Here is a 20,269-nt window from a genome sequence, read left to right on the forward strand (position 1 = left end):
CTTCTTTTCTAAAGAATTGTTTTGTGTTTAAGCCCCAAACTATCCAATTCGTTGGTAAACAAACTATCAGCGTTAATGCGGCGATTGGCAGAATCTAATTGCAAAATAATTTTATTAGCTGCATCAAGCAAATTAACCGAAAATTGTTGCTCTCCCTTGTATTTATCACAAATTCTATCCAATTGATCGATCAATTGAGGTGTGAGTTGTTGAATGGGCAAATTGATTGCAATCCCTTTAATTTTACTACTTCCTACCTCATCTAAGAGTTGGATTTCGTTGATACGTAATTCGTATTGATTGGGGTCTCGCCAGCTTTTTTGGTATTTTCCTTTGATATAGATAACGGTATCTGTTTCTAATAAATGACGGTGTTTGAGGTAAGAATCACCAAACAAGCCAAATTCAAAAACGCTTCCTTCATAATCTTCAATACCAACAAAACCAAATAAGCTTCCTTTTTGACTAACACGATGGTTGACAGAAGTGATAATACCTGCGATAGCTACTTCTTGGTCTTTGAATTCGTCTAAACGATTGATGGTTTTAGTAAACTTAGAAATTTCTAGACGATAATCATCCAAAGGATGCCCACTGAGGTAAATTCCTGTTACCTCTTTTTCCTTTTTTAGTTTTTCCATCAAATTCCACTCTGTGACTGTCTCAGGAAGTTTCGGCTCGGGCATTGTTTGATCGACAGCATCGGCACCAAAAAGGGAGAAGGCTAATTCAGATTTTTGTTTTTGGTAGGCATTTCCATATCGCAATACCAATTCCAAGAATGTATGTTTGCCGTCTATTTTTGTAAAATAAACTGCTCTATCCAAACCAAAAGCATCAAAGGCACCACCATAAGCTAGACTTTCAAAGCATTTTTTATTGGCTACTTTTAGATTGATGCGTCGAACAATATCAAAAATATCTTTGTAAGGCTCTCCAGATTCTTTTTTAGTTTTTAAAATTTCTTCAACAGGTCCTTCACCAACGCCTTTTAATGCTGACAAGCCAAAGCGTATTTTTCCTTCTTGGTTAACCGAGAAGTTCATATAACTCTCGTTAATATCTGGACCCAGTACCTCAACATTTTGATTTTTACATTCTTGCAAAAAGAAATTAACCTTGCTAATATCACTTTTGTTGTGCGTGAGGACCGAAGCCATAAATTCAGCAGGGTAATGTGCTTTTAAGTAGGCTGTTTGGAAAGCAACAAAAGCATAACAAGTAGAATGGGATTTATTAAAAGCATAAGAAGCAAAGGCCTCCCAGTCTTTCCATATTTTTTTGACAACATCTCCTGTATGACCATTCTTAGCACAACCTTCTTCGAACTTAGGAAACATTTGGTCAATCAATTTCTTTTTCTTCTTTCCCATTGCTTTTCGTAGCATATCGGCTTCCCCTTTTGTGAAACCAGCCAACTTTTGGGAAAGAAGCATCACTTGCTCTTGATAGACTGTAATACCATAGGTTTCATCAAGGTACTCTCGCATATCTTCCAAGTCAAATTCAATCGGCTCTCTACCATGCTTTCTATCAATAAAAAGTGGGATATAAGCAATTGGACCAGGACGATACAAAGCGTTCATTGCAATTAAATCAGAGAACTCAGAAGGCACCAATTCCCTCATGTATTTTTGCATGCCAGGACTCTCATACTGGAACACCCCAATCGTTTCACCACGTTGAAAGAGTTCGTATGTTTTTTGATCATCTAGAGGAATTTCATCCGGTTCTATTTCTACGCCATGTTTTGCTTTAATGATTTTACAAGCATCTTTGATAATGGTTAGGGTTTTGAGTCCCAAGAAATCCATTTTTAGAAGTCCAGCATCTTCTGCAACAGAGTTATCAAACTGAGAAACCAATAAATCAGAATCTTTGGCTACAGTTACGGGAACGAAATTTGTAATATCGTCAGGCGTAATAACTACCCCACAGGCATGAATCCCCGTATTTCGAATGGAACCTTCTAATTTTTTAGCATTTTGAATCATCGTTCCGATATGCCCCTGATCTTCTGCCAATTTTCTGAATTGATAGGCTAATTCTACCTCTTCAGAATTTAGTTTGCCTTTTAATTTAGGGTCAATATCGCCATCTGCTAAAACTTTTTTTAGTGTGACAGACAAGTTTTCAGGCAATACTTTTTTGGCGGCAATCACTTCTTGTAAGGGAATGTTCATTACTCGTCCCACATCTTGGAGCGAAGAACGGGCGGCCATCGAACCATAGGTGATAATTTGAGCTACTTGGTTACGACCATATTTTTCAATCACATAATCCATTACTTTAGAACGTCCCACATCATCAAAATCAATATCAATATCGGGCATCGAAATCCGTTCAGGATTTAAGAAACGCTCAAAAAGTAAGTCGTATTTAATCGGGTCAATATTGGTAATTCCCAAACAATAAGCCACTGCCGAACCAGCTGCCGAACCACGTCCTGGACCAACCGAGACGCCCATTTTTCGAGCTTCTGTTGTAAAATCTTGTACAATTAAGAAGTATCCAGGATAACCTGAATTTTTGATAACTCCTAGTTCAAAATCCAATCGTTCCGAAATTTCGGCTGTTATCATGCCATACCTTCTTTTGGCTCCTTCATAGGTCAAACCTCTAAGGTATTCATCTTGAGTATTGTATTGAGGAGGCAGAGGGTAGGCTGGCAATAAGATGTCTCGTGCCAAAGTAAGTTTGTCTACCTTGTCATAAATTTCCATCGTATTGGCGATCGACTCAGGAACGTCGGTGAAAATAGCATTCATTTCTGCTTGAGTCTTAAAGTAGAAATCAGAACTAGAGAATTTAAAACGATTCGTGTCCTCTACCAAAGAACCCGTATTGATACACAGTAACATATCATGAGCTTCCCAGTCTTCTTCTTCCACATAATGGGCATCGTTCGTTGCAATAACTTTGATGTTGTATTTTTTGGCAAAACCTAATAGAACTTGGTTGACATCTTCCTGACTAACGCCACTCATGACACGCTTTCCATTCTTGAAAATGTCCAAGTCTTCTAAGCCACGATGTCGTTGAATTTCGATATAATAATCTTCGCCAAAAATGTTCAACCACCATTTAAGCAGTTCTTCAGCTTTTTCGATGTCACCTTCTATAATAGCTTGGGGAATTTCTGCCCCTACACAACAACTGGTAACAATCAAACCTTCGTGATACTTTTCAATTAATTCTTTGTCAATACGTGGGAATTTGCTGTAAAGCCCTTCCATAAAGCCATAAGAACAAAGCTTACACAGGTTTTGATAACCAACTTGATTCTTGGCCAACATCAATTGATGGTAACGTTTGTCTCGTTCTCCTTTTGCTTTGGCAAAAGATTGTTTGTGTCGATCTTCTACCAAATAAAATTCACAACCCACGATTGGCTTAATGCCTTGTTTTTCGGCAGCAGCCACAAATTTGAACGCCCCAAACATATTTCCATGATCGGTCAAAGCGACGGCTTTCATATTATCAGCAGCAGCTTTTTCCATCAAAATATCAATATTGGAAGCTCCATCTAGAAGTGAAAATTGAGTATGAGAGTGTAAGTGTACGAATTCTGGCATGACTGTTTTTTTGCGAACAAAGGTTTGAGAAGGTATGTTATTATCAACTTAAAAAAAACTACTTTAATTCAAACTACTAAGATACGTTTTTTTAGCGAAAAATGCTCGCTGACTGAATTTGTTTTGAAATAATTTGTTTCTGTTTTTTGATGTTCAAATACACTTAATTGAGTTTGAAGTAGTTTTTAAATGAAACAGCAAATGTTGTTGATTTAGTGCTGTGGAAATAGTATTATTGGAACAATTTCATTATCAAAAAAAATAATTTCTTACTTTTGAAAACGGAATAGCGATAATCGTTAATAAACATTTTTCATTTTGTGAGGCATAAAAAAGGCTTCATAGCGGATCGTGCAAAATTATGAAGGAACTAAAATTTTGGTTAGGCAAACTGGTAGGACCAATAGTAGGAGCAAGTGTAGGTGGTTTTTGGGGCGGATTAATTGGTTTGATTTTGGGGGCTATTTTGGATAAACTGCACCGAGATGGGGGACAGCTTTGGCTGAATAAAAATGCGCCAGCTTCGATTGAAGATACCGATCCTAATGATTTTATTGTTGGCTCTATATTATTGGCTGGTGCCGTTGTAAAAGCTGATGGTGAGGTTGATGATTTAGAACTAAGTTATGTGCGTTCTTTTTTAGTAGAGCAGTTTGGTACCCTTCAGATGGATGATTATTGGCATATTTTAATGGAAGCGATAAACAATGACTTTGATTTAAAAAAAACAACTCAACAAATTCGCAGAACAACTAGCTATGAAACTCGTTTGCAATTGATTCATTTTTTGTTTGGGATAGCCAATGCCGATTATTCAATAGATGAGGCAGAAATCGCGGCCATAAAAGTTATTAGCATTCACCTTGGCGTAGAGGCGGGAGAATTTGACTCTATCAAAGCCATGTTTTATCAAGCGATGGATGCCTATTATAAAATATTAGAAATTTCACCTTCTGCCCGAGATGAAGACGTTAAAGATGCCTATCATTTTATGCTCAAAAAATATCATCCTGATAAGTTAGAGCACTTGGGAGAAGGTGTTAAAAAAGCCGCTACTGCTAAGTTCTTAAAAGTACAAGAAGCCTATGAGAATATAAAGCAAGAGCGTGGATTTCGTTAACTTTTGCTAGTTGTTGCCAATGCCAAGAAGCAACTTTAGTTCTTCTTCTTGCTCTTGAATTGCTTCGTCGATGTCCTTTTGTTTTTGAATGGCTCTGTAATCCTCTCTTTCTTGATATTTCTTTTTATCGAATTGAAGTTTTGCAATTTTTAATTTTATGTTTGTATAAGGCTCCTTTTTGTGTTCAGGCATCTTTTCTAAATCAGAATGAAGCGCCTCAATGGCATTGACTAATGCTTCCTTTCGTGCAATTTTTTCGTTCAAGTCAGTAATTTCACGTTGTATTCTGCCTTTTAAGGCACTGTTGGTTTGTTTTGCTTCTAGTTGACTTCGTTTGTATTTTAATTCCACAATGTTGCGTTTGATATTGGTGTATTTTTCTAAGCTTTTGGGAGCAAGGTAAGGCAGGTCTTTAGAAGCCTTGTCTTTAATCTGAGCTTGAATGTAATCTTCTTCTTGAGCAGTGCTTTCTTTTGTATTTGGGGTTGGTGCAGGTCGGTTTTTTCTGTTGATCATTCGGATGGCAAAGAAAGTAAATAGAACAATACCCGCAATAAGAATAGCACTAAACAGGATTCCTATAAAACCAAAAAATAAGATTCCTATGGGAGCCAAACACCCCCAAGACGCACTCAAGGCGCCAGAAGCTAATAAGGGGAAAAAGTATATAGACCAAGCAATCAGTGCTAGTAATAAGATTCCAGCCATGATTAGAAAAAAGGTAGGAATTCCCTTTTTGCTATTAGTAGTTTGCAACTTTGTTGTCTTCTTAAATTTACGTTGAAACTTCTTTTTTCGTTTTTTCTTTTTAATTTTTTTTTGAATGGGAGTGCGTTCTTGTAAATATTCTACGCTAGCGATGGAAGTATTGGAAGTTGTATTTTGAGAAAATGGTTGCAGAGGAAATGCTAAGAGACTTAACAATAAAAACCAATAGAGTGGGAGTTTCATCTTGTTTATTATTAAATAATACTCTGTTGATTACCTGCGGTGCTACTTCGTGGTAGCTCCCTGCGGTCGTGAGAGCGCAAGCTTAGTTTTTAGTCTGATTATCAGCCTTTTAGTGCAAAGATTGAAAGAGGTGCATTTTGCTGATAATCAAAATAATACAATATTTAACAGAGTAATGATTAAATTAACTGAATATTTATTTAATGAAAGTAATCTAATAAATTTATAAATCCAAATTTTGAATTGGCAATTGCTGGCTAATTGTTACTAAAAGCAGAGCGGTTCTAGAATAAAAACAGGCACCAATATATGTGAATTTTCACACAAGTGGTGCCCAAAGAAACTGCCTGTAAGCTGTGAATTAAGTTATTTTTTTTGCCCAAAAGAGATGCTTATTTTCCCATTAGAACTAGAATAAGTTATATGACAACCATCTTTAATTCGGTTCTTTGCTCTTGGAAAATAGATAATTCCTGAATAACTTTGACCGACATCTAATGTTGCAGGAGTTAAATAAAACTGATTTAATTGTTCTTTTAATTGGTAAAGTTTGATGATCTCTTCAGAATTGCTATTTTCTTGAACAACATAACTGTTGTATTCCTGCTCACGATCTAAGTCTTTTTGCAATTTAGCCTCTTTACTTAAGTCTTTATCACTATCAGTAATTGTTGTAACCAAATCCTCAAGGGCATGAGCTAATTGTAGGTAGCCAATCACTTCGTTTGTATTATGCCCGTGTGCAATGTTTTTATCAATATCTTGAATAAGGTGATGATATTCAACAGCTCTAAATTTGGTAGAACTATTGGATGTTGTATAGTAAAAATCAGTTGGAAGAATGTCTAGGGGCGCATTAGAAAGGTTATCAATAGATACGTGATAGATAAGATGGTTTCTAGTTTTTCTTTCAAAATTGATCTTTAACTGTAGGTTTTGATTGCTTTCAATTGCTGTTAATCGACTGTGAATATATTCTGTATTGTCAGACAAAGGAACTAAAGAAGTTTGCCGAGAACAAGAACTTAGAATAAGAAATAGAAAGGAATAAGTTAGGAATTGTTGCATACTTGTCTTTTATTATTTAGAGTGATGAATACAAGTTTGAGGAGTCTTTTTAAGTATCAATAGTTTGTTGAAAAACTTTATTAGTTTGATAGTCAGTAAGTTATGCTTTTGTTGCGTTTTGTGTTAAAATTTTAATTATCAACTGCGCAGCACTCATGCAATACCACGAAGTAGCAGCGCAGCTAAACTAATATAAATGTGCTTTTTTATCTTTTTGGTAAAAAAGTAAAAAACTAAGCTTGCGCCCTCATGAGCGTAGCGAACTAATCAACGAACTACTAAAGTATTGTATTGGGTGTTTTTTAGCAGAATATACAATTGTAAGGAGGTGACACAAGAATAGCTCCAAAAAGAAAAAATGGATGAGATATAAATGTTAAAAGGAATAATAAGATAAAACTTTAACAAGAAGTTGTTGCGGAATACTTGATTCTCAATGAAAAAAACTTTTTAGCTGAATTGTTGACTGTTGCTTGAAGCAAGAAAATTGTATAATTTGGATTCCGAATGAACAGAGAAAGTACTTGCTTTGTTTAGATGTCGCATCTACTATGGTATACGATTAAAAGATAAAATTATGAAAAAATCAAGACGAAGTTTCTTAGGAAAATTAGGTGTTGGATTAGCAACAACTTTAGGACTAGCCTATAAAGGGTTGGCAGATGAATCTCTCAAAGAAACTCCTATAAACAACGATATTATGAAACACAAAGATTCGCCTCAAGAACATCCTATTATAAAAATTAAACCATTGGGCTTTCAGTGGGAAACAGCCGATCCATTTTTGTTTTGTGTGCATCATGACGATAAGTTCCCAAAGGGAAACGATCAGATGGGACCAGACCCTGCTTTGTTAAAAGGGCGTGCAATTGGACAAGATTTTATCTTGAAAGATGGTTGGCGAATGTATCATGGAGAAACGGTGCCTGGCTTTCCTGGGCATCCTCATCGTGGATTCGAGACCATTACGGTAGTCCGAAAGGGGATGGTAGATCATGCCGATTCGTTGGGCGGCTCTGGGCGTTATGGAGATGGAGATATTCAGTGGATGACAGCAGGAAAAGGAATTCAGCATTCTGAAATGTTTCCACTAATACACAAGGATAAAGAAAATCATATGGAGTTGTTCCAAATTTGGCTTAATTTGCCTCAAAAAAATAAAATGGTAGATGCACATTATAAGATGTTGTGGGGCGACACCATTCCAAATTATGAGCATCAGGATACCAATGGGAAGCAAACACAGGTAGAAGTAATGGCTGGAACATTGGGCGAGTACAAGGCACCTGCGCCGCCTCCAAATTCTTGGGCAGCTGATGCTGCTAATGAGGTAGCTATTTGGAATATTAGAATTGAAGCGAATGGAACTTGGACAATACCTAAAGCAGGAAAGGGGATTAACCGTACCTTGTATTTTTATGAGGGGAATGATTTAGAGCTTCAAGGAACAACGATAGCACCATACCATGCTATAGAAGTGCATTCTGATCAGGATTTGGAATTAAAAGTGGGGGCTACAGAGGCAAAAATATTGTTGCTTCAAGGCAAGCCTATCAATGAACCAGTTGTACAGCATGGACCATTTGTGATGAATACACGACAGGAAATTCAACAAGCTTTTGCTGATTATCAGCAAACTCGTTTTGGAGGATGGCCTTGGCCAAAGTACGATCAAGTACATGATAGAAACTTAGGACGTTTTGCCAAGCATGCCGACGGTAGAGAAGAGATTATGAAAGGATAAATAGAATCAAGCATAATTAGTCTACAATTGTTCTAGGAACTACTCTGTTGAAATCATGTAGTAACAGCACCGCAAACTAAGCCAAGCGATCTCACGAAGTAAATCGTATTTGTATTGTTTTGATCAATTTATTGTTTTCTTTTGAAAGCAAGGTAGACTTTTGGCATTGCATTTGAATTACTAGAATTATTCCTACTTAATATTTACAACATTTAATTTTTTACAGATACAATAAATTTTTTTTGTAGGAGTTTATATTTTATAAAAAAACACATACTACTGATAGTCCTTTCATAGGCACAATGAAGTAGGCTATTATTAAATATACGTTATGAAATTACTCAAAAATATCACCTTAATTAGTTGTTTACTTTTTACTTTTATTAATACTTATGCACAGCCAGGGCAGGCGTTCAAAGAGAAATCTGATCCAGAAGCAACCAAAATTCTTAAAAACCTAAAAAAGGTATATGGAAAATACGATGGATTGGAGATTGATTATGAGCTAAAGTTGGAGTATGGAGAGGAGGAAGAAATTCAAAAAGGAAGCATCTATCAAAAAGGAGAGAAGTATAAAATTAATAACAATGGGAATATTATTATTAATGATGGGGAAAAGGTCTTGATGTATATTAAGAAGCAAAATGAATTGCAAGTAAATGATATTATTCCTGAAGAAGAACAACCTTTTACACCTGCTAAGATTTTGAACATAGATGAAAACGATAAAGATTTCGTTTATGCTATCACAGGAGAAGATAGTAGAGGGTATAAAATTGAATTCAAACCTTTGGATAGAGATTCCGAAATTATGAAAATTCGTATTCGTGTTAACAAAGCACAAACAGAAATTAGTTCTGTAAAAATATTTTCGGACGATGGTAGTCGCATGACGTTTATCGTAAAAGATATTAAAAATATAAAAGAAACAAGTAATAGTTTCAAATTTGACAAATCGCAGTATCCTGGAGTGACAGAGATTGATTTACGAGATTAATTGGATATAGAGTACAGCATTGTTGTTATTTGCAAAAAAAAAACTGCTTCAAATAAATTTTGAAGCAGTTTTTTTTGAAAAATGGAACAAATGGAGGGGCAAATAACAAAAAAAAAGTGTTTGTCAATTAAGACAAACACTTTGCAATTTAACTTATGATGGGGTGCCTGATGGGGTTCGAACCCACGACCCTCGGTACCACAAACCGATGCTCTAACCAGCTGAGCTACAGGCACCATATCTTCTAAAGCGATGCGAAGATACGAAGTAAGTTTAAAAGTCCAAATTATTTTGCTTGTTTTTGTAGTTTTTTTTGAATGTTTTTTGGAAGAATTTAACTCTAAAAATATTGTTTATTGATAATCAAGTGTATAAAAGATTTGTTGTCTGGCAATTTTTTTACCTTCAATTAAAATAATGATTTGAAATTTATTTTTCGAAGACAAAATTTTGAGCTGAGATTTGCTCTTTACAATCTTTAAAAGAAATCACTTGTTTAGTTGTATTTTTAATAACTTCAATAAAAAAAGCGTTTACCAATTAAGATAAACGCTTTGCAGCTTAATTTATGATGGGGTGCCTGATGGGGTTCGAACCCACGACCCTCGGTACCACAAACCGATGCTCTAACCAACTGAGCTACAGGCACCATCTTTTCTAAAGCGATGTAAAGATATAAACTTCAATTGGAATAAAAAAGTTCAATCTGAATTTTTTTTCTTTTTATTTAAGCATGGATTTGTATCTAGTTAAGAATCAAAAATATAGAGGTGATAAAAAAAATATTTTTTTTTCAAGGCAGTAAAACCACCTCAAATAAGGAGTTTGACTGGTATTATTATTATTAAAATATTTTTAACTTTGGAACCATACGATAGTTTCATGCACTTTTGAATGAACTATTATTAACGAATGAAGTCTTAGAATTTAGTACTTCGTGGCTTTTTTAGCTTTTTTGCAAAAAACTAAAAAAGCATCTTTGCATCAGTTTGATTATCAATTCTTAATAAGGAATTAAGTGGTAAAAGTTTACTCTGTTGATAATCAATTTAATATGATTTTTTCGAAGTAATAAGAATGTATAATCACCAAAAATAAGAGCATGACAGCGTCAATAATTGTTATCACAGGAGCTAATTCAGGAATAGGAAAGGCAACAGCCTTAGCACTGGCTAAGCAAGGCAATCAAGTTGTAATGATTTGTCGTAGCAAAGAAAGAGGACTCGCCGCACAACAAGAGATTATAAAAGAAAGTGGTAATAACAATGTCACGTTAGAGTTATGCGATTTGGCTTCTCATGAGTCCATTAAGTCCTGTAGCCTTGTCATGCACCAAAAATACAGAGCGATAGATGTATTGATTAATAATGCTGGAGGAATATTCGGCAAACATCAATTGACCAAAGATGGTTTGGAGATGACTTTTGGGCTAAATCATATGGGGTATTTTTTGTTTACACATTATATGCTAGATTTAGTAAAAGCAGGAACAGGAAAGCGAATTGTAAGCGTGGCTTCTCTGGCGCACAAAATTCCATCGAGCATTCCATGGGGAGATTTGCAACTGAGAAATGTATCTTACCGTCAATTCAAAGCTTATGGATTGTCTAAACTTTATAATATTTATTTTACGAAAGTGTTGGCAAAAAAGCTCCTTGATGAGGGCACTGGAATTACTGTAAATTGTTTGCACCCAGGATCAATCTATACAGGGTTTGGTGCTTCAGGGAGTAAGGCTTTTGCAAAATTAGTGCAGTTAGGAGGGCGTTTTTTGCCCAAAGCAGATACTGGGGCTAAGACTTCTGTTTATTTAGCAACAGCGGAAGAAGTAGCTTCTGTAACAGGAACCTATTATGCACACGGCAAGAAGGCACGTATTAGCCGATTGGCAAAGGACAAAAAAGCTGCCCAAAGAATTTGGGATAAGAGCATGGAGTTGGCAAACATCAAATCTTATGGAGTGACGGAGCAAGAGTATGCCTAATTTTTAGGTATACTCCAGCCGAATTGATTTATTTTCTTTTTTTGAGAATCCAAGCCCAAAGCATTTCTACTTGAACTACTTCCGTACCTACTGAATCAGTGATTGTAACAGGAATTAATAAATCCCCTTTATCCTCTACTTTTAGCCGTTCGATCATTTCTGGAGTAATCGTAGCAATAGCTTTTTGAGCACCTTGACTGCGTTTGGTGTAATCTATAGACATATTTTTTAAAAGAGGAATCTTGTCGTCAGGCAAGTTCATGCCTACCACCATGCCTGTGGCCGTTTCTGCTAACAAAGCAGTGGCGACAGCATGAACTTGACCAATATGGTTTTGTACCTTCGCTTTGTTTTCTAGCGACAAAATTACTTCATGCTGACTCATTTTTTCAAATCGAAGCCCTGCCGTTCCTACAAATTTTACAACATTACCAATAGAATAGGAGAGTGCTGTTTTTTGCATAAAAGCAGGTAACTTGTAAATCTTATGTACAATCTTGCTTAGTTTATTCATGATAAATATATTTTGCTTCGATGCTGTAATCGTCTTTGTCAAATAAAGTAACGTCTTGGCTTTTTTTAATACTATACCCTTTACGAGGTATATACGTTAAATGTTGTTGCGACTCGTAGACTTGATTGGATATTTTTTTGACAATCAAAATAGAGTGCACCTTGTTTTCTTTTAGCTCAACATCTAAGACTTGTATGCTTAATTTGTCATCAATAGCTTTGTAATGTAATAATGTTAAGCCATTGCCTCGGTTGGTAGAGTCCAACAAATATTTGTCTTTCCACGAAGGTTTGTTGATGTCACTTCCCGCAAACATAGAAAGTTCTTTATTCCAATCTTTGGGAGTAATGGTTTGTGTTTCCTTTGTTTGATTGTGTTGAATTGTTTTTAGAATTTGAACATCTTGAGCTTTTAAATAAGCGGCTTCTTTTTCGAAGAAAGCCTTTATGTCAAAAAAATTAGTTTGAAGACGTTTGCTTTCTTTAGCAGCAGGTACGTCACAAGAAAATAGATAGATAATTAAGCAAAAACAGAATAGATATTTACTTAAATATTGCATATTAGATGATTTTATAATAAAAAATAGAACTTGCTCTATAGCATTACTTCATGGAAAACGTGCAATAGCAGCAGAGCTAACTAAAAGTAAAAAGTAACAAATTTAGAAGTATTTTTATAGCTTTTGCAAACATACAAAAGATTAAATAGAAGCAATTCAACTTTTGTTCAAATGAATGTATTAAATTGCATTTTTTTAGATAGCAATGCTCCATAAGAGTACGCTATTATGACTAGATTGAAGCAGACTAATTATAAGGAGCAATACAGTCCAATGTCGTGAATTGTTAAAAAATCTCCTTGGCTATTATAACTAAAATTATGAGTTTAAAAATAATACAAAATTCCATTGATACGATACCGCATATTGTGCGCTTCATTTTGCTAGGAATGTTGGCTTTATTTATTAGTTTATTTTTTCCTACGAACTTGAATTTTGATTATGATTTTGAGCAAGGCAAACGTTGGAAACACAATGACTTAAAAGCTCCTTTTGATTTTCCAATAAAGAAAACCCCCCAAGAAATAGAATGGGAACGAGCGCGAATTGCCAAGCAAATAGATCCTTATTATCGATGGGATAAGGAAGTTATTACAACGCAAAAGCAAGCTTTTGAAAAGGCATTTCATACAGCTTGGGCGCTTTATGAACCCAATGACTCCAGTCAATTGTTAGATTCTTTGGAGTATGTTCGTTTTGGATTAGAGGTATTGGATAAAATCTATACCAAGCGTTTGATTGAGTTAGAACCTAAGCACAGAGAACAAAAAGAAAATTTTGTATTTGATTTGTTGGATGGTAATGTAGATTTGGGAGAGTTTTCGGTGCAAGATGTATATACTAACAAAGCTGCTATTCAGTTTTTGGTCGATACGCTGTATAGTGTGGAAGATGAATTGACAGAATCCAAATTTTTGTCAGATTTGTTGGAGCAAATTTTAGTTGTTCCTAATATCACATTCGATAGTATAGTGACACAAAAATCTTTAGAAGACGCTTTTAATAGTGTTTCTCCTTATCGGGGTATGGTCAAGGCAGGTGACCCTATTGTTACTAGAGATCGATTGATTGATTCTATTACTTATTCAAAATTAATTTCATACCAAACAAAGTATAACCAAGAGATTAATCAGCATAAAAATAGTTGGTTGATTTACTTGGGGTATCTTGCCTTGACAATTGCATTAATTGCCATATTTGCCTTGTTTGTACAGTTTTATACACCAGAGGTTTTTTATAATTTTAGGCACTTGTCCTTGATTTTATTAATTATTGCTGGCTATGCTTATTTGGCTTACATTGTGCATGATATTTATATATTAGATTTATATGTTATTCCATTTTGTATCATTCCAATTATTATTATTAACTTCTTCAATGCCCAACTAGCTTTATTTACACATGTTATTATTATACTACTAATAAGCATGTTGTTGTCGTTGGATTATCATTTTATTTTGATTCAGATCTTGGTAGGAATGGTAGCTGTTGTTAATAAATTAAAAACAAGACATTTATCTGATTTTTTTGTTTCCTTGTTGTATATAGGAATCGCTTATGCGGCTGGATTCATTAGCTTAGAGCTAATTCATACAGGAACCATATTCCCAATTGTTTCGGATAATGGAACAGTTATAGAAGAAGGAGTACGTTGGCACATGTTGGGTTGGGTGTTGTTTAATGTGTTTTTGACGCTGTTATCTTACCCTTTGATTCCTCTTTTTGAAAAACTATTTGGGTTAACTTCGGATATTACATTGGTGGAATTGGCAGACATGGACAATTATTTGCTAAAAGAACTTTCGATTAGAGCACCTGGGACGTTACAACATTCTTTGCAAGTAGCAAATTTATCGGAAGCAGCTGCAAAGGTAATTGGAGCCAACTCTTTGTTGGTAAAAGTAGCGGCTTTGTATCACGACATTGGTAAAATGTCGAACCCTCAATATTATATAGAAAATCAAAATGATAGTAGTCCGCACAGTAAATTGACAAATTTAGAAAGTGCTCAAATGATTATTAAGCACGTGACAGAAGGGGTCAAACTGGCTAAGAAAAATCGATTGCCAACAGTGCTGATTGATTTCATCTTGACTCATCATGGTACAACTAGAGTCGAGTATTTCTATAGAATGGAGCAAAAAGAACAACCTGACAAAGAGATAGACCCCACTAATTTTACTTATCCTGGTCCCAAGCCACAAACCAAAGAACAAGCTATTATGATGATGGCAGATTCTTTGGAAGCTGCTTCAAAAAGCTTGAAATCACCAACAGAAGAGGATATTAATAATTTGGTAGAGAATATTATTAAAGGAAAAATAACAATGGGGCAACTTGAAAATACAAACCTGTCTTTTCAAGAATTAGAGGAGGTCAAAAAGGTGTTCAAAAAGTTATTAAAAAGTATGAACCACGTTCGTATTGCTTATCCTGACGAAGAAAAAAAATAATACTCAAAATAGGCTTTATTTTGTTCTAAGTAATATGAAATGGAGGGAATAAAATAAATGAAAAAGCATAAACTGAAATTTGGTGGCTAAACATTTTTTTTAGAAAATAGCCTTTGTGATGAAATAGTTTTTGTAAGAAATTTTATTTGATTGGCGTTTTAATAGTTTGATTATTATTGTTTTATGATTAAAGGGATGTGTTAATTAAAAAAGTTTGTTGCAAAACTGTTTTTTGCTCTTGTTGGTAGATGCTGGATATTTGTAGGGTAAATAATAATTACCTAAACACAAATTAATACAATCATTTATGACAATCAATGCAATTAAGTCTTTGTTGGTTTTAGTAACTATATCTTCCTTATGTTTTGTGAGCTGTAAAGAAACAGAAATTGAACAGCCTGTTGGAAATGATGTGCTTTTGCCTTATAATAAAGTTAGTGATCTTTTTGATAATCAAGAACCTAAAAAGCAGAAGTTTACCATTACACCCACATCAGCGCAAACGATTACAGGAGAGGACGGAACAAAAATTACGTTTTCTGCCAATAGTTTTGTCGATGCACAGGGCAATCTTGTTACAGGGCAAATTGATTTCGAGCTCCAAGAAATTTATTCAAAAGGAGATATGATTTGGTCAGAGCGTATGACGGTAGCTTCTAACGGTCAGTTGCTAGAATCTGGAGGAGAATTTTTTATGAGTGCAACATCTGGAGGGCAGGAAGTTTTTTTGAATCAAGATTACTTCATGGAGGTTCCAATTAGCAGTGCTACCTCTAATCCTTCAGCTATGGATTTGTTTACGTCTACAGAATCAGACTCTACTTGGACACCTGTTGATTCATCTTGGGTAGGAATAGATTCTTTGAACAGCAACTATCAATTTTATTTTGACAGTTTAACTTGGATCAACTGCGATTATTTTGTAGGAGGAGCAAATATGACCAATGCATTTAGTGTTGAACCTCGACTTTCAGCAGGTGTAAATTTGACAGATGTAACAGCGTATGTAGTTTTTAACAACCTAAACTCAGTAGCTTCCTTGTATTATAATCCTACAACAGGAACATTTGGCACTTCTTTCCAATTACCAATAGGCGAGTCTGTAACTATCGTAATTGTTGGAATGGATGCTTCTCAAATTTACTTGGGAACTTTAAATACAACAATATCTGCTGTTACTAGCCCAATACAAGTTCCTATGTCACCTGTAACCCAAACTCAATTACAAACAACAATCAACAACCTATAGGCTTAGGTTGTATTGTAAAAATAAATAGGGTGTTTTTATAGTTAAATTAGTAGTGAGAGGTTATCGGAAAACTTTTTCTGATAGCCTCTTTAACAAAAAACTATGACTTCTTGTCTTATTGGGACAAAAAATCATCTCTATCTATACGCTTTAGATTCTTTTCTTTCTATTAGAAATGAAAGAGTTATCCTAAAATGAAAACTAATAGGATTAATTCCTCGCTTCGATTAATGAGGCACTTTGCTTAGTTATTTGTTGTCTTTGAAAAACCATTATTATCCAATTTGACATTCAATGGATGCATCTTATTAAGATAGGGTGGAAGCTTAGTTTTTCTATGAAAAATAGAAAGGCAATCTTTTATTTTTTTTGATAGTCAGCTTGGTATGTTTTTCAAAGAAGTGATGGGAGATAGCAAAATTATAAAATTTAGTTCCCCAAAATACAATTCTTGTTGCTAAAATAGGCAACTAAGAAAGGGCAATCCTATGGATATTCTAAATAAGTGATGGCGTTGCAAAAATAAAAAATGTAGGAAAATACCTATTGGATATGTCAAAGAAAAACAGGAAACAGAAAAAGTCTAAGAACAAGTCTCCGAAAGAATCGGAAGCCATTAGTGGAAATATTCAAATATCTCAAGACAAAGGTAAGGAAACTACTTTTGTAAGTGTGTTTTTTCGCTCCTCTATTGTAGCTGCTTTTTTTGCATTGGGTTTTTGGTATGTATTGGTTGTTGACTTTTACGATTTGAATGAAGTGCAACGTATTGTTGCCAAAATTAACGCTCAAGATACTAGTGTTACGTCTGATGAACGAACGATGGCAATAAATTCACAGACTTATTTTGCTTCAAAAAACTATGAGTGGTTTCATAGCTATAAGTGGTTATACAATACGCATCTACTTCAAAATTATAAAAACATAATCGAATTAGACACTTTGTGCCAAGAAGATATTCAAGCGAGTAAAAGTGGTACAAGTTATCAATACTTGCGCTATTGTATCATAGATAAAACGCCTGAAGATGCAATTATATTAATGCCAGATAAGGAAGATTTAGTGTTGCCAGAGGGAGCACCTGATAATGCGTTGGAGTTTCCAGACTTGAAGAGAAAGGCATGGTGTTATTATTTTGTTTATCCTAGACAGTTGGTATATGATGAATATGAAGGGCTAGATTCACTAGAAGGGCATAAGAATTATTATCAAAATTGTGATTATGAGGAATTGCGTAAAAAAGTTACTCATGTGGCTATTGTTAATGGGAGAGGATACGAACATTTGAATTATATCCCTCGGCGTAGAGAAGCCCATGTTGTACTTCCAATTAACGATTCCAATGCACAGCAAAAACCTGTTATCCCTTCAAATACTAGGTAATTGCCTAGGAAATCACCCGTCTACTAGTGGTGGCTGGACATACTAAAAACAAGAATTTTTGTCGGCAAAACTTCTGTATCCATTTATTGTTAAAAGTTAATTTATGTTATTTATAAGTTTGTTAATCACGTTTTTAGTTGGCTTTTTTATACTAACAACAATAGCATCTAATTTTTCATATTTAGAGCGTTTAGGTGGTGCAAGTTTGGTGGGGTTGGGAGTGCAAGTGATGCTCATGATTTTTCTCGATTTTGTAGGAATTTCTGTCTCACTAACCAACATCTATATTGGTAGTAGTATAGCAGTTATTGGATCTGTTGCTTGTCTGGCAATCCAAAAAACACCCATCCAAAAAATACTCTTACCAAGCAATTTGAGCAGTTATAAAAAAGGAATATCAATAAATGTTGTTTGGTGTTTTTTAGCAAGTTTAGCGATTTATCTATGGTGGATGGTCACTCAGAAATGTTTATTTTATCCCCCTTTTGAATTTGATACCGTAGCAGGATATGATTTAATGGCGAAGGTACTCGCTGCCGAAGGCACTTTTGACAATAGTTTGTTTAATTCAGACGGACGTTCTATTTTTAATACGGCTCACCGTTTGGTTTATCCTCCTTTTGTTGCAGGTACTTTTGGCTATGCTTACATGACAGGAGCCATTACATCGAAAATCATAACAAGTGTTATTTTTACCTCATTTTTAGTCATGATGTATGGCTTATTGCGCCAGTTAGAATTGACACATCTTAATAGCATATTTATAGTAATTTTGATTTTACTAATCCCTGAGTTTGTTGCTCATTCTTCATTGTCACAAACTAATATGCCGCAAGGGGTGTATACTTCTTTGGGGTTTATTTCATTTTTTATTTGGTTTAGGGACAAAAAAAACAAACAGCCTTATTTCATATTGACTCTGTTATTTCTGGCAATTAACTCTTTGATTCGATTGGAAAACGTCTTGTTTAGTTTTTTGATAGGATTGCTTTTGCTAGCGCATACTATTCAACAGTTAAATAAAGAAAATGTGGCTCAATTAATTGGCTACGGAGTAATTGTTTTATTTCCCATACTATTCTGGTTGTTGTATACTCAAGTCAATAATCTATTGCCTCATACGCCCAAAACAGGCTTGGACTTTAGCTTTAACTACGACAAGTTACTTCAATGGTGGGGATATTTATGGGGAGGAGATGCCATAAAAAATGGTGTCTTGTTTAACAAAACTTTCTTTGGATTAACGCCCTATTTATACTTTGCTTTTTTAGTAATTAGCTCGTTGTATTTGTTTTTTAGATATACAATTAAGCAAGAAAAAAATAAACTAAAGTCTGTAGTATTAGATCATTGGATTATGGTTTACATGACATTATTGACGCTAATAGTATATTCTATCTTTTTCTACTTTATTGATTATAATTGGGATAGCTTCTACAATGTAATGGTCTATTCTTACAAAAGAGGGTTGTTTGCTGTCATGATTTTATTTTCATTCTTTTTAGGAAATAATGTTTTGGTTAGAGGATTTTTTGATAGGGTCAATGCTTTTATCTATCAAGGACGTTAGGTGCGTTTTAGACGTTTCATTTTATTATTTTAATCTTTTTATGTAACAATAGTTTGTTGAAACTATGTTGTCAAACTAACGACAACCAACGAACTACTAATTGAACATAATGAATAAGTATACATTAGAGAATAAAGACAATTTGAATATTGCCGTTCTTATTCCCTGTTTGAACGAAGAAAAAACAATAGGAAATGTTATAGAGCAGTTTCAAAAGGAGCTACCTGCGGCAACGGTTTATGTTTATGATAACAACTCTAGTGATAAAACGTCTGAAGTCGCAATGAGATTTAATGCTATTGTGCGCAAAGAGTACAATAAAGGGAAAGGCAATGTTGTTGTTCGGATGTTTGGCGAAATTGAGGCTGATATATATATACTGATAGACGGAGATGATACTTACCCTATTGATAAGGTAAATTTAATGATAGATGAATTATTGGTTTACAATGTTGATATGGTTGTAGGAGATCGGCTATCCAATCAATCTTATCAGAAAGAAAACAAAAGAAAATTTCATGTTTTTGGGAATTACTTAATCAAAAAGCTAATTAATGTGTTTTTTAATACAGATTTGAAAGACATTTTGAGCGGTTATAGGATTTTCTCATATTCATTTGTTAAAAACTATTCGTCATTGGCACAAGGTTTTGAGCTTGAAACAGACTTATCTATTTTTGCCCTACACTATGGCGTAGGGATTAGAGAAGTGCCCATTGATTATAGAGACAGACCTGAAGATAGCCATTCTAAGTTGAATACATTTCAGGATGGAATAAAGATCATCATGACATTTTTTAATTTATATCGCTTCTATAAACCATTATCTTTTTTTTCTATTCTAGCGTTAATTTTATCTTTGATTGGAGTAGGAATAGGGATGTTTCCTATTTATGAATATATCAAATTTAGTTATGTCTATAAAGTTCCCACAGCGATATTGGCATTAGGGTTGATTATTATTGCTTTATTGTTACTATGTTGTGGATTAATTCTCGATTCGATTGTACGCATTGAGAAAAAAAATACTATGCTGAAAATTAGACAAAAAAATGAAGGGATTTCTACAAAATCTAGCAGGTAGGTGCTTAACTTTCTTTGG

14 protein-coding genes and 2 tRNA genes are annotated in these 20,269 nt (G+C 34.5%); 9 read left to right on the top strand and 7 right to left on the bottom strand.

What is annotated here, in order from left to right; genetic code table 11:
* Nucleotides 1-8: 8 nt before the first annotated feature.
* Nucleotides 9-3,575, bottom strand: a complete 3,567-nt coding sequence (dnaE, locus tag QP953_RS15010) for a DNA polymerase III subunit alpha (RefSeq protein ID WP_052598795.1) — start codon at nucleotides 3,573-3,575, stop codon at nucleotides 9-11.
* Between the two features lie 361 nt (nucleotides 3,576-3,936).
* On the opposite strand from dnaE, the gene QP953_RS15015 reads away from it, so the two are divergent.
* On the top strand, nucleotides 3,937-4,695 hold the full coding sequence (locus tag QP953_RS15015) for a TerB family tellurite resistance protein (protein WP_052598794.1): 759 nt from the start codon (nucleotides 3,937-3,939) through the stop codon (nucleotides 4,693-4,695).
* A gap of 6 nt (nucleotides 4,696-4,701) precedes the next feature.
* Here QP953_RS15015 and QP953_RS15020 read toward each other — a convergent pair whose 3' ends face one another.
* Complete coding sequence (locus QP953_RS15020) at nucleotides 4,702-5,646, bottom strand: hypothetical protein (protein ID WP_309551593.1); 945 nt, start codon at nucleotides 5,644-5,646, stop codon at nucleotides 4,702-4,704.
* Between the two features lie 366 nt (nucleotides 5,647-6,012).
* On the bottom strand, nucleotides 6,013-6,714 hold the full coding sequence (locus QP953_RS15025) for a hypothetical protein (protein WP_309551595.1): 702 nt from the start codon (nucleotides 6,712-6,714) through the stop codon (nucleotides 6,013-6,015).
* 700 nt (nucleotides 6,715-7,414) lie between these two features.
* Between QP953_RS15025 and QP953_RS15030 the strand changes: the two genes are divergently transcribed.
* Together QP953_RS15030 and QP953_RS15035 are read left to right on the top strand one after the other, a co-directional pair.
* A complete protein-coding gene (locus QP953_RS15030) occupies nucleotides 7,415-8,458 on the top strand; it encodes a pirin family protein (RefSeq protein WP_052599044.1) in 1,044 nt (347 codons plus the stop codon).
* Nucleotides 8,459-8,789: 331 nt separating this feature from the next.
* Nucleotides 8,790-9,455 carry an outer membrane lipoprotein carrier protein LolA gene (locus QP953_RS15035; protein WP_052598791.1) on the top strand — a complete coding sequence of 222 codons (666 nt, stop codon included), beginning with the start codon at nucleotides 8,790-8,792 and terminating at the stop codon, nucleotides 9,453-9,455.
* Nucleotides 9,456-9,614: 159 nt separating this feature from the next.
* Here the strand turns inward: QP953_RS15035 and QP953_RS15040 are convergent.
* Nucleotides 9,615-9,691: transfer RNA gene (locus tag QP953_RS15040), tRNA-His, on the bottom strand.
* 336 nt (nucleotides 9,692-10,027) lie between these two features.
* Nucleotides 10,028-10,104 (bottom strand) — tRNA-His (locus tag QP953_RS15045).
* A gap of 453 nt (nucleotides 10,105-10,557) precedes the next feature.
* Here QP953_RS15045 and QP953_RS15050 point away from each other — a divergent pair.
* Nucleotides 10,558-11,439, top strand: coding sequence for an SDR family oxidoreductase (locus QP953_RS15050; protein ID WP_309551596.1), 882 nt, complete (start codon nucleotides 10,558-10,560; stop codon nucleotides 11,437-11,439).
* 28 nt (nucleotides 11,440-11,467) lie between these two features.
* On the opposite strand, the gene QP953_RS15055 is transcribed toward QP953_RS15050, so the two are convergent.
* Together QP953_RS15055 and QP953_RS15060 are read right to left on the bottom strand one after the other, a co-directional pair.
* Complete coding sequence (locus QP953_RS15055; protein ID WP_052598789.1) at nucleotides 11,468-11,953, bottom strand: DUF4442 domain-containing protein; 486 nt, start codon at nucleotides 11,951-11,953, stop codon at nucleotides 11,468-11,470.
* On the bottom strand, nucleotides 11,946-12,512 hold the full coding sequence (locus QP953_RS15060) for a hypothetical protein (RefSeq protein WP_309551597.1): 567 nt from the start codon (nucleotides 12,510-12,512) through the stop codon (nucleotides 11,946-11,948). Before QP953_RS15060 ends, QP953_RS15055 begins: the two co-directional genes overlap by 8 nt.
* A gap of 320 nt (nucleotides 12,513-12,832) precedes the next feature.
* On the opposite strand from QP953_RS15060, the gene QP953_RS15065 reads away from it, so the two are divergent.
* The 5 genes from QP953_RS15065 to QP953_RS15085 all read left to right on the top strand — a co-directional run bounded on the left by QP953_RS15065 (nucleotide 12,833) and on the right by QP953_RS15085 (nucleotide 20,251).
* Nucleotides 12,833-14,965: an HD family phosphohydrolase gene (locus QP953_RS15065; RefSeq protein ID WP_052598787.1), complete on the top strand. Its 2,133-nt coding sequence runs from the start codon at nucleotides 12,833-12,835 to the stop codon at nucleotides 14,963-14,965.
* A gap of 307 nt (nucleotides 14,966-15,272) precedes the next feature.
* Complete coding sequence (locus QP953_RS15070) at nucleotides 15,273-16,214, top strand: hypothetical protein (protein WP_309551598.1); 942 nt, start codon at nucleotides 15,273-15,275, stop codon at nucleotides 16,212-16,214.
* A 552-nt stretch (nucleotides 16,215-16,766) separates the two neighbouring features.
* Nucleotides 16,767-17,597 carry a hypothetical protein gene (locus QP953_RS15075; protein WP_052598785.1) on the top strand — a complete coding sequence of 277 codons (831 nt, stop codon included), beginning with the start codon at nucleotides 16,767-16,769 and terminating at the stop codon, nucleotides 17,595-17,597.
* Between the two features lie 103 nt (nucleotides 17,598-17,700).
* Nucleotides 17,701-19,167, top strand: a complete 1,467-nt coding sequence (locus tag QP953_RS15080; protein ID WP_309551600.1) for a hypothetical protein — start codon at nucleotides 17,701-17,703, stop codon at nucleotides 19,165-19,167.
* Nucleotides 19,168-19,276: 109 nt separating this feature from the next.
* The gene (locus tag QP953_RS15085) at nucleotides 19,277-20,251 is read left to right on the top strand and encodes a glycosyltransferase family 2 protein (protein WP_197043899.1); all 975 of its coding nucleotides are present in this window, start codon (nucleotides 19,277-19,279) and stop codon (nucleotides 20,249-20,251) included.
* Nucleotides 20,252-20,269 lie beyond the last annotated feature (18 nt).

Origin of the sequence: Aureispira sp. CCB-E (genome assembly GCF_031326345.1) — a bacterium.
GTDB lineage: Bacteria > Bacteroidota > Bacteroidia > Chitinophagales > Saprospiraceae > Aureispira.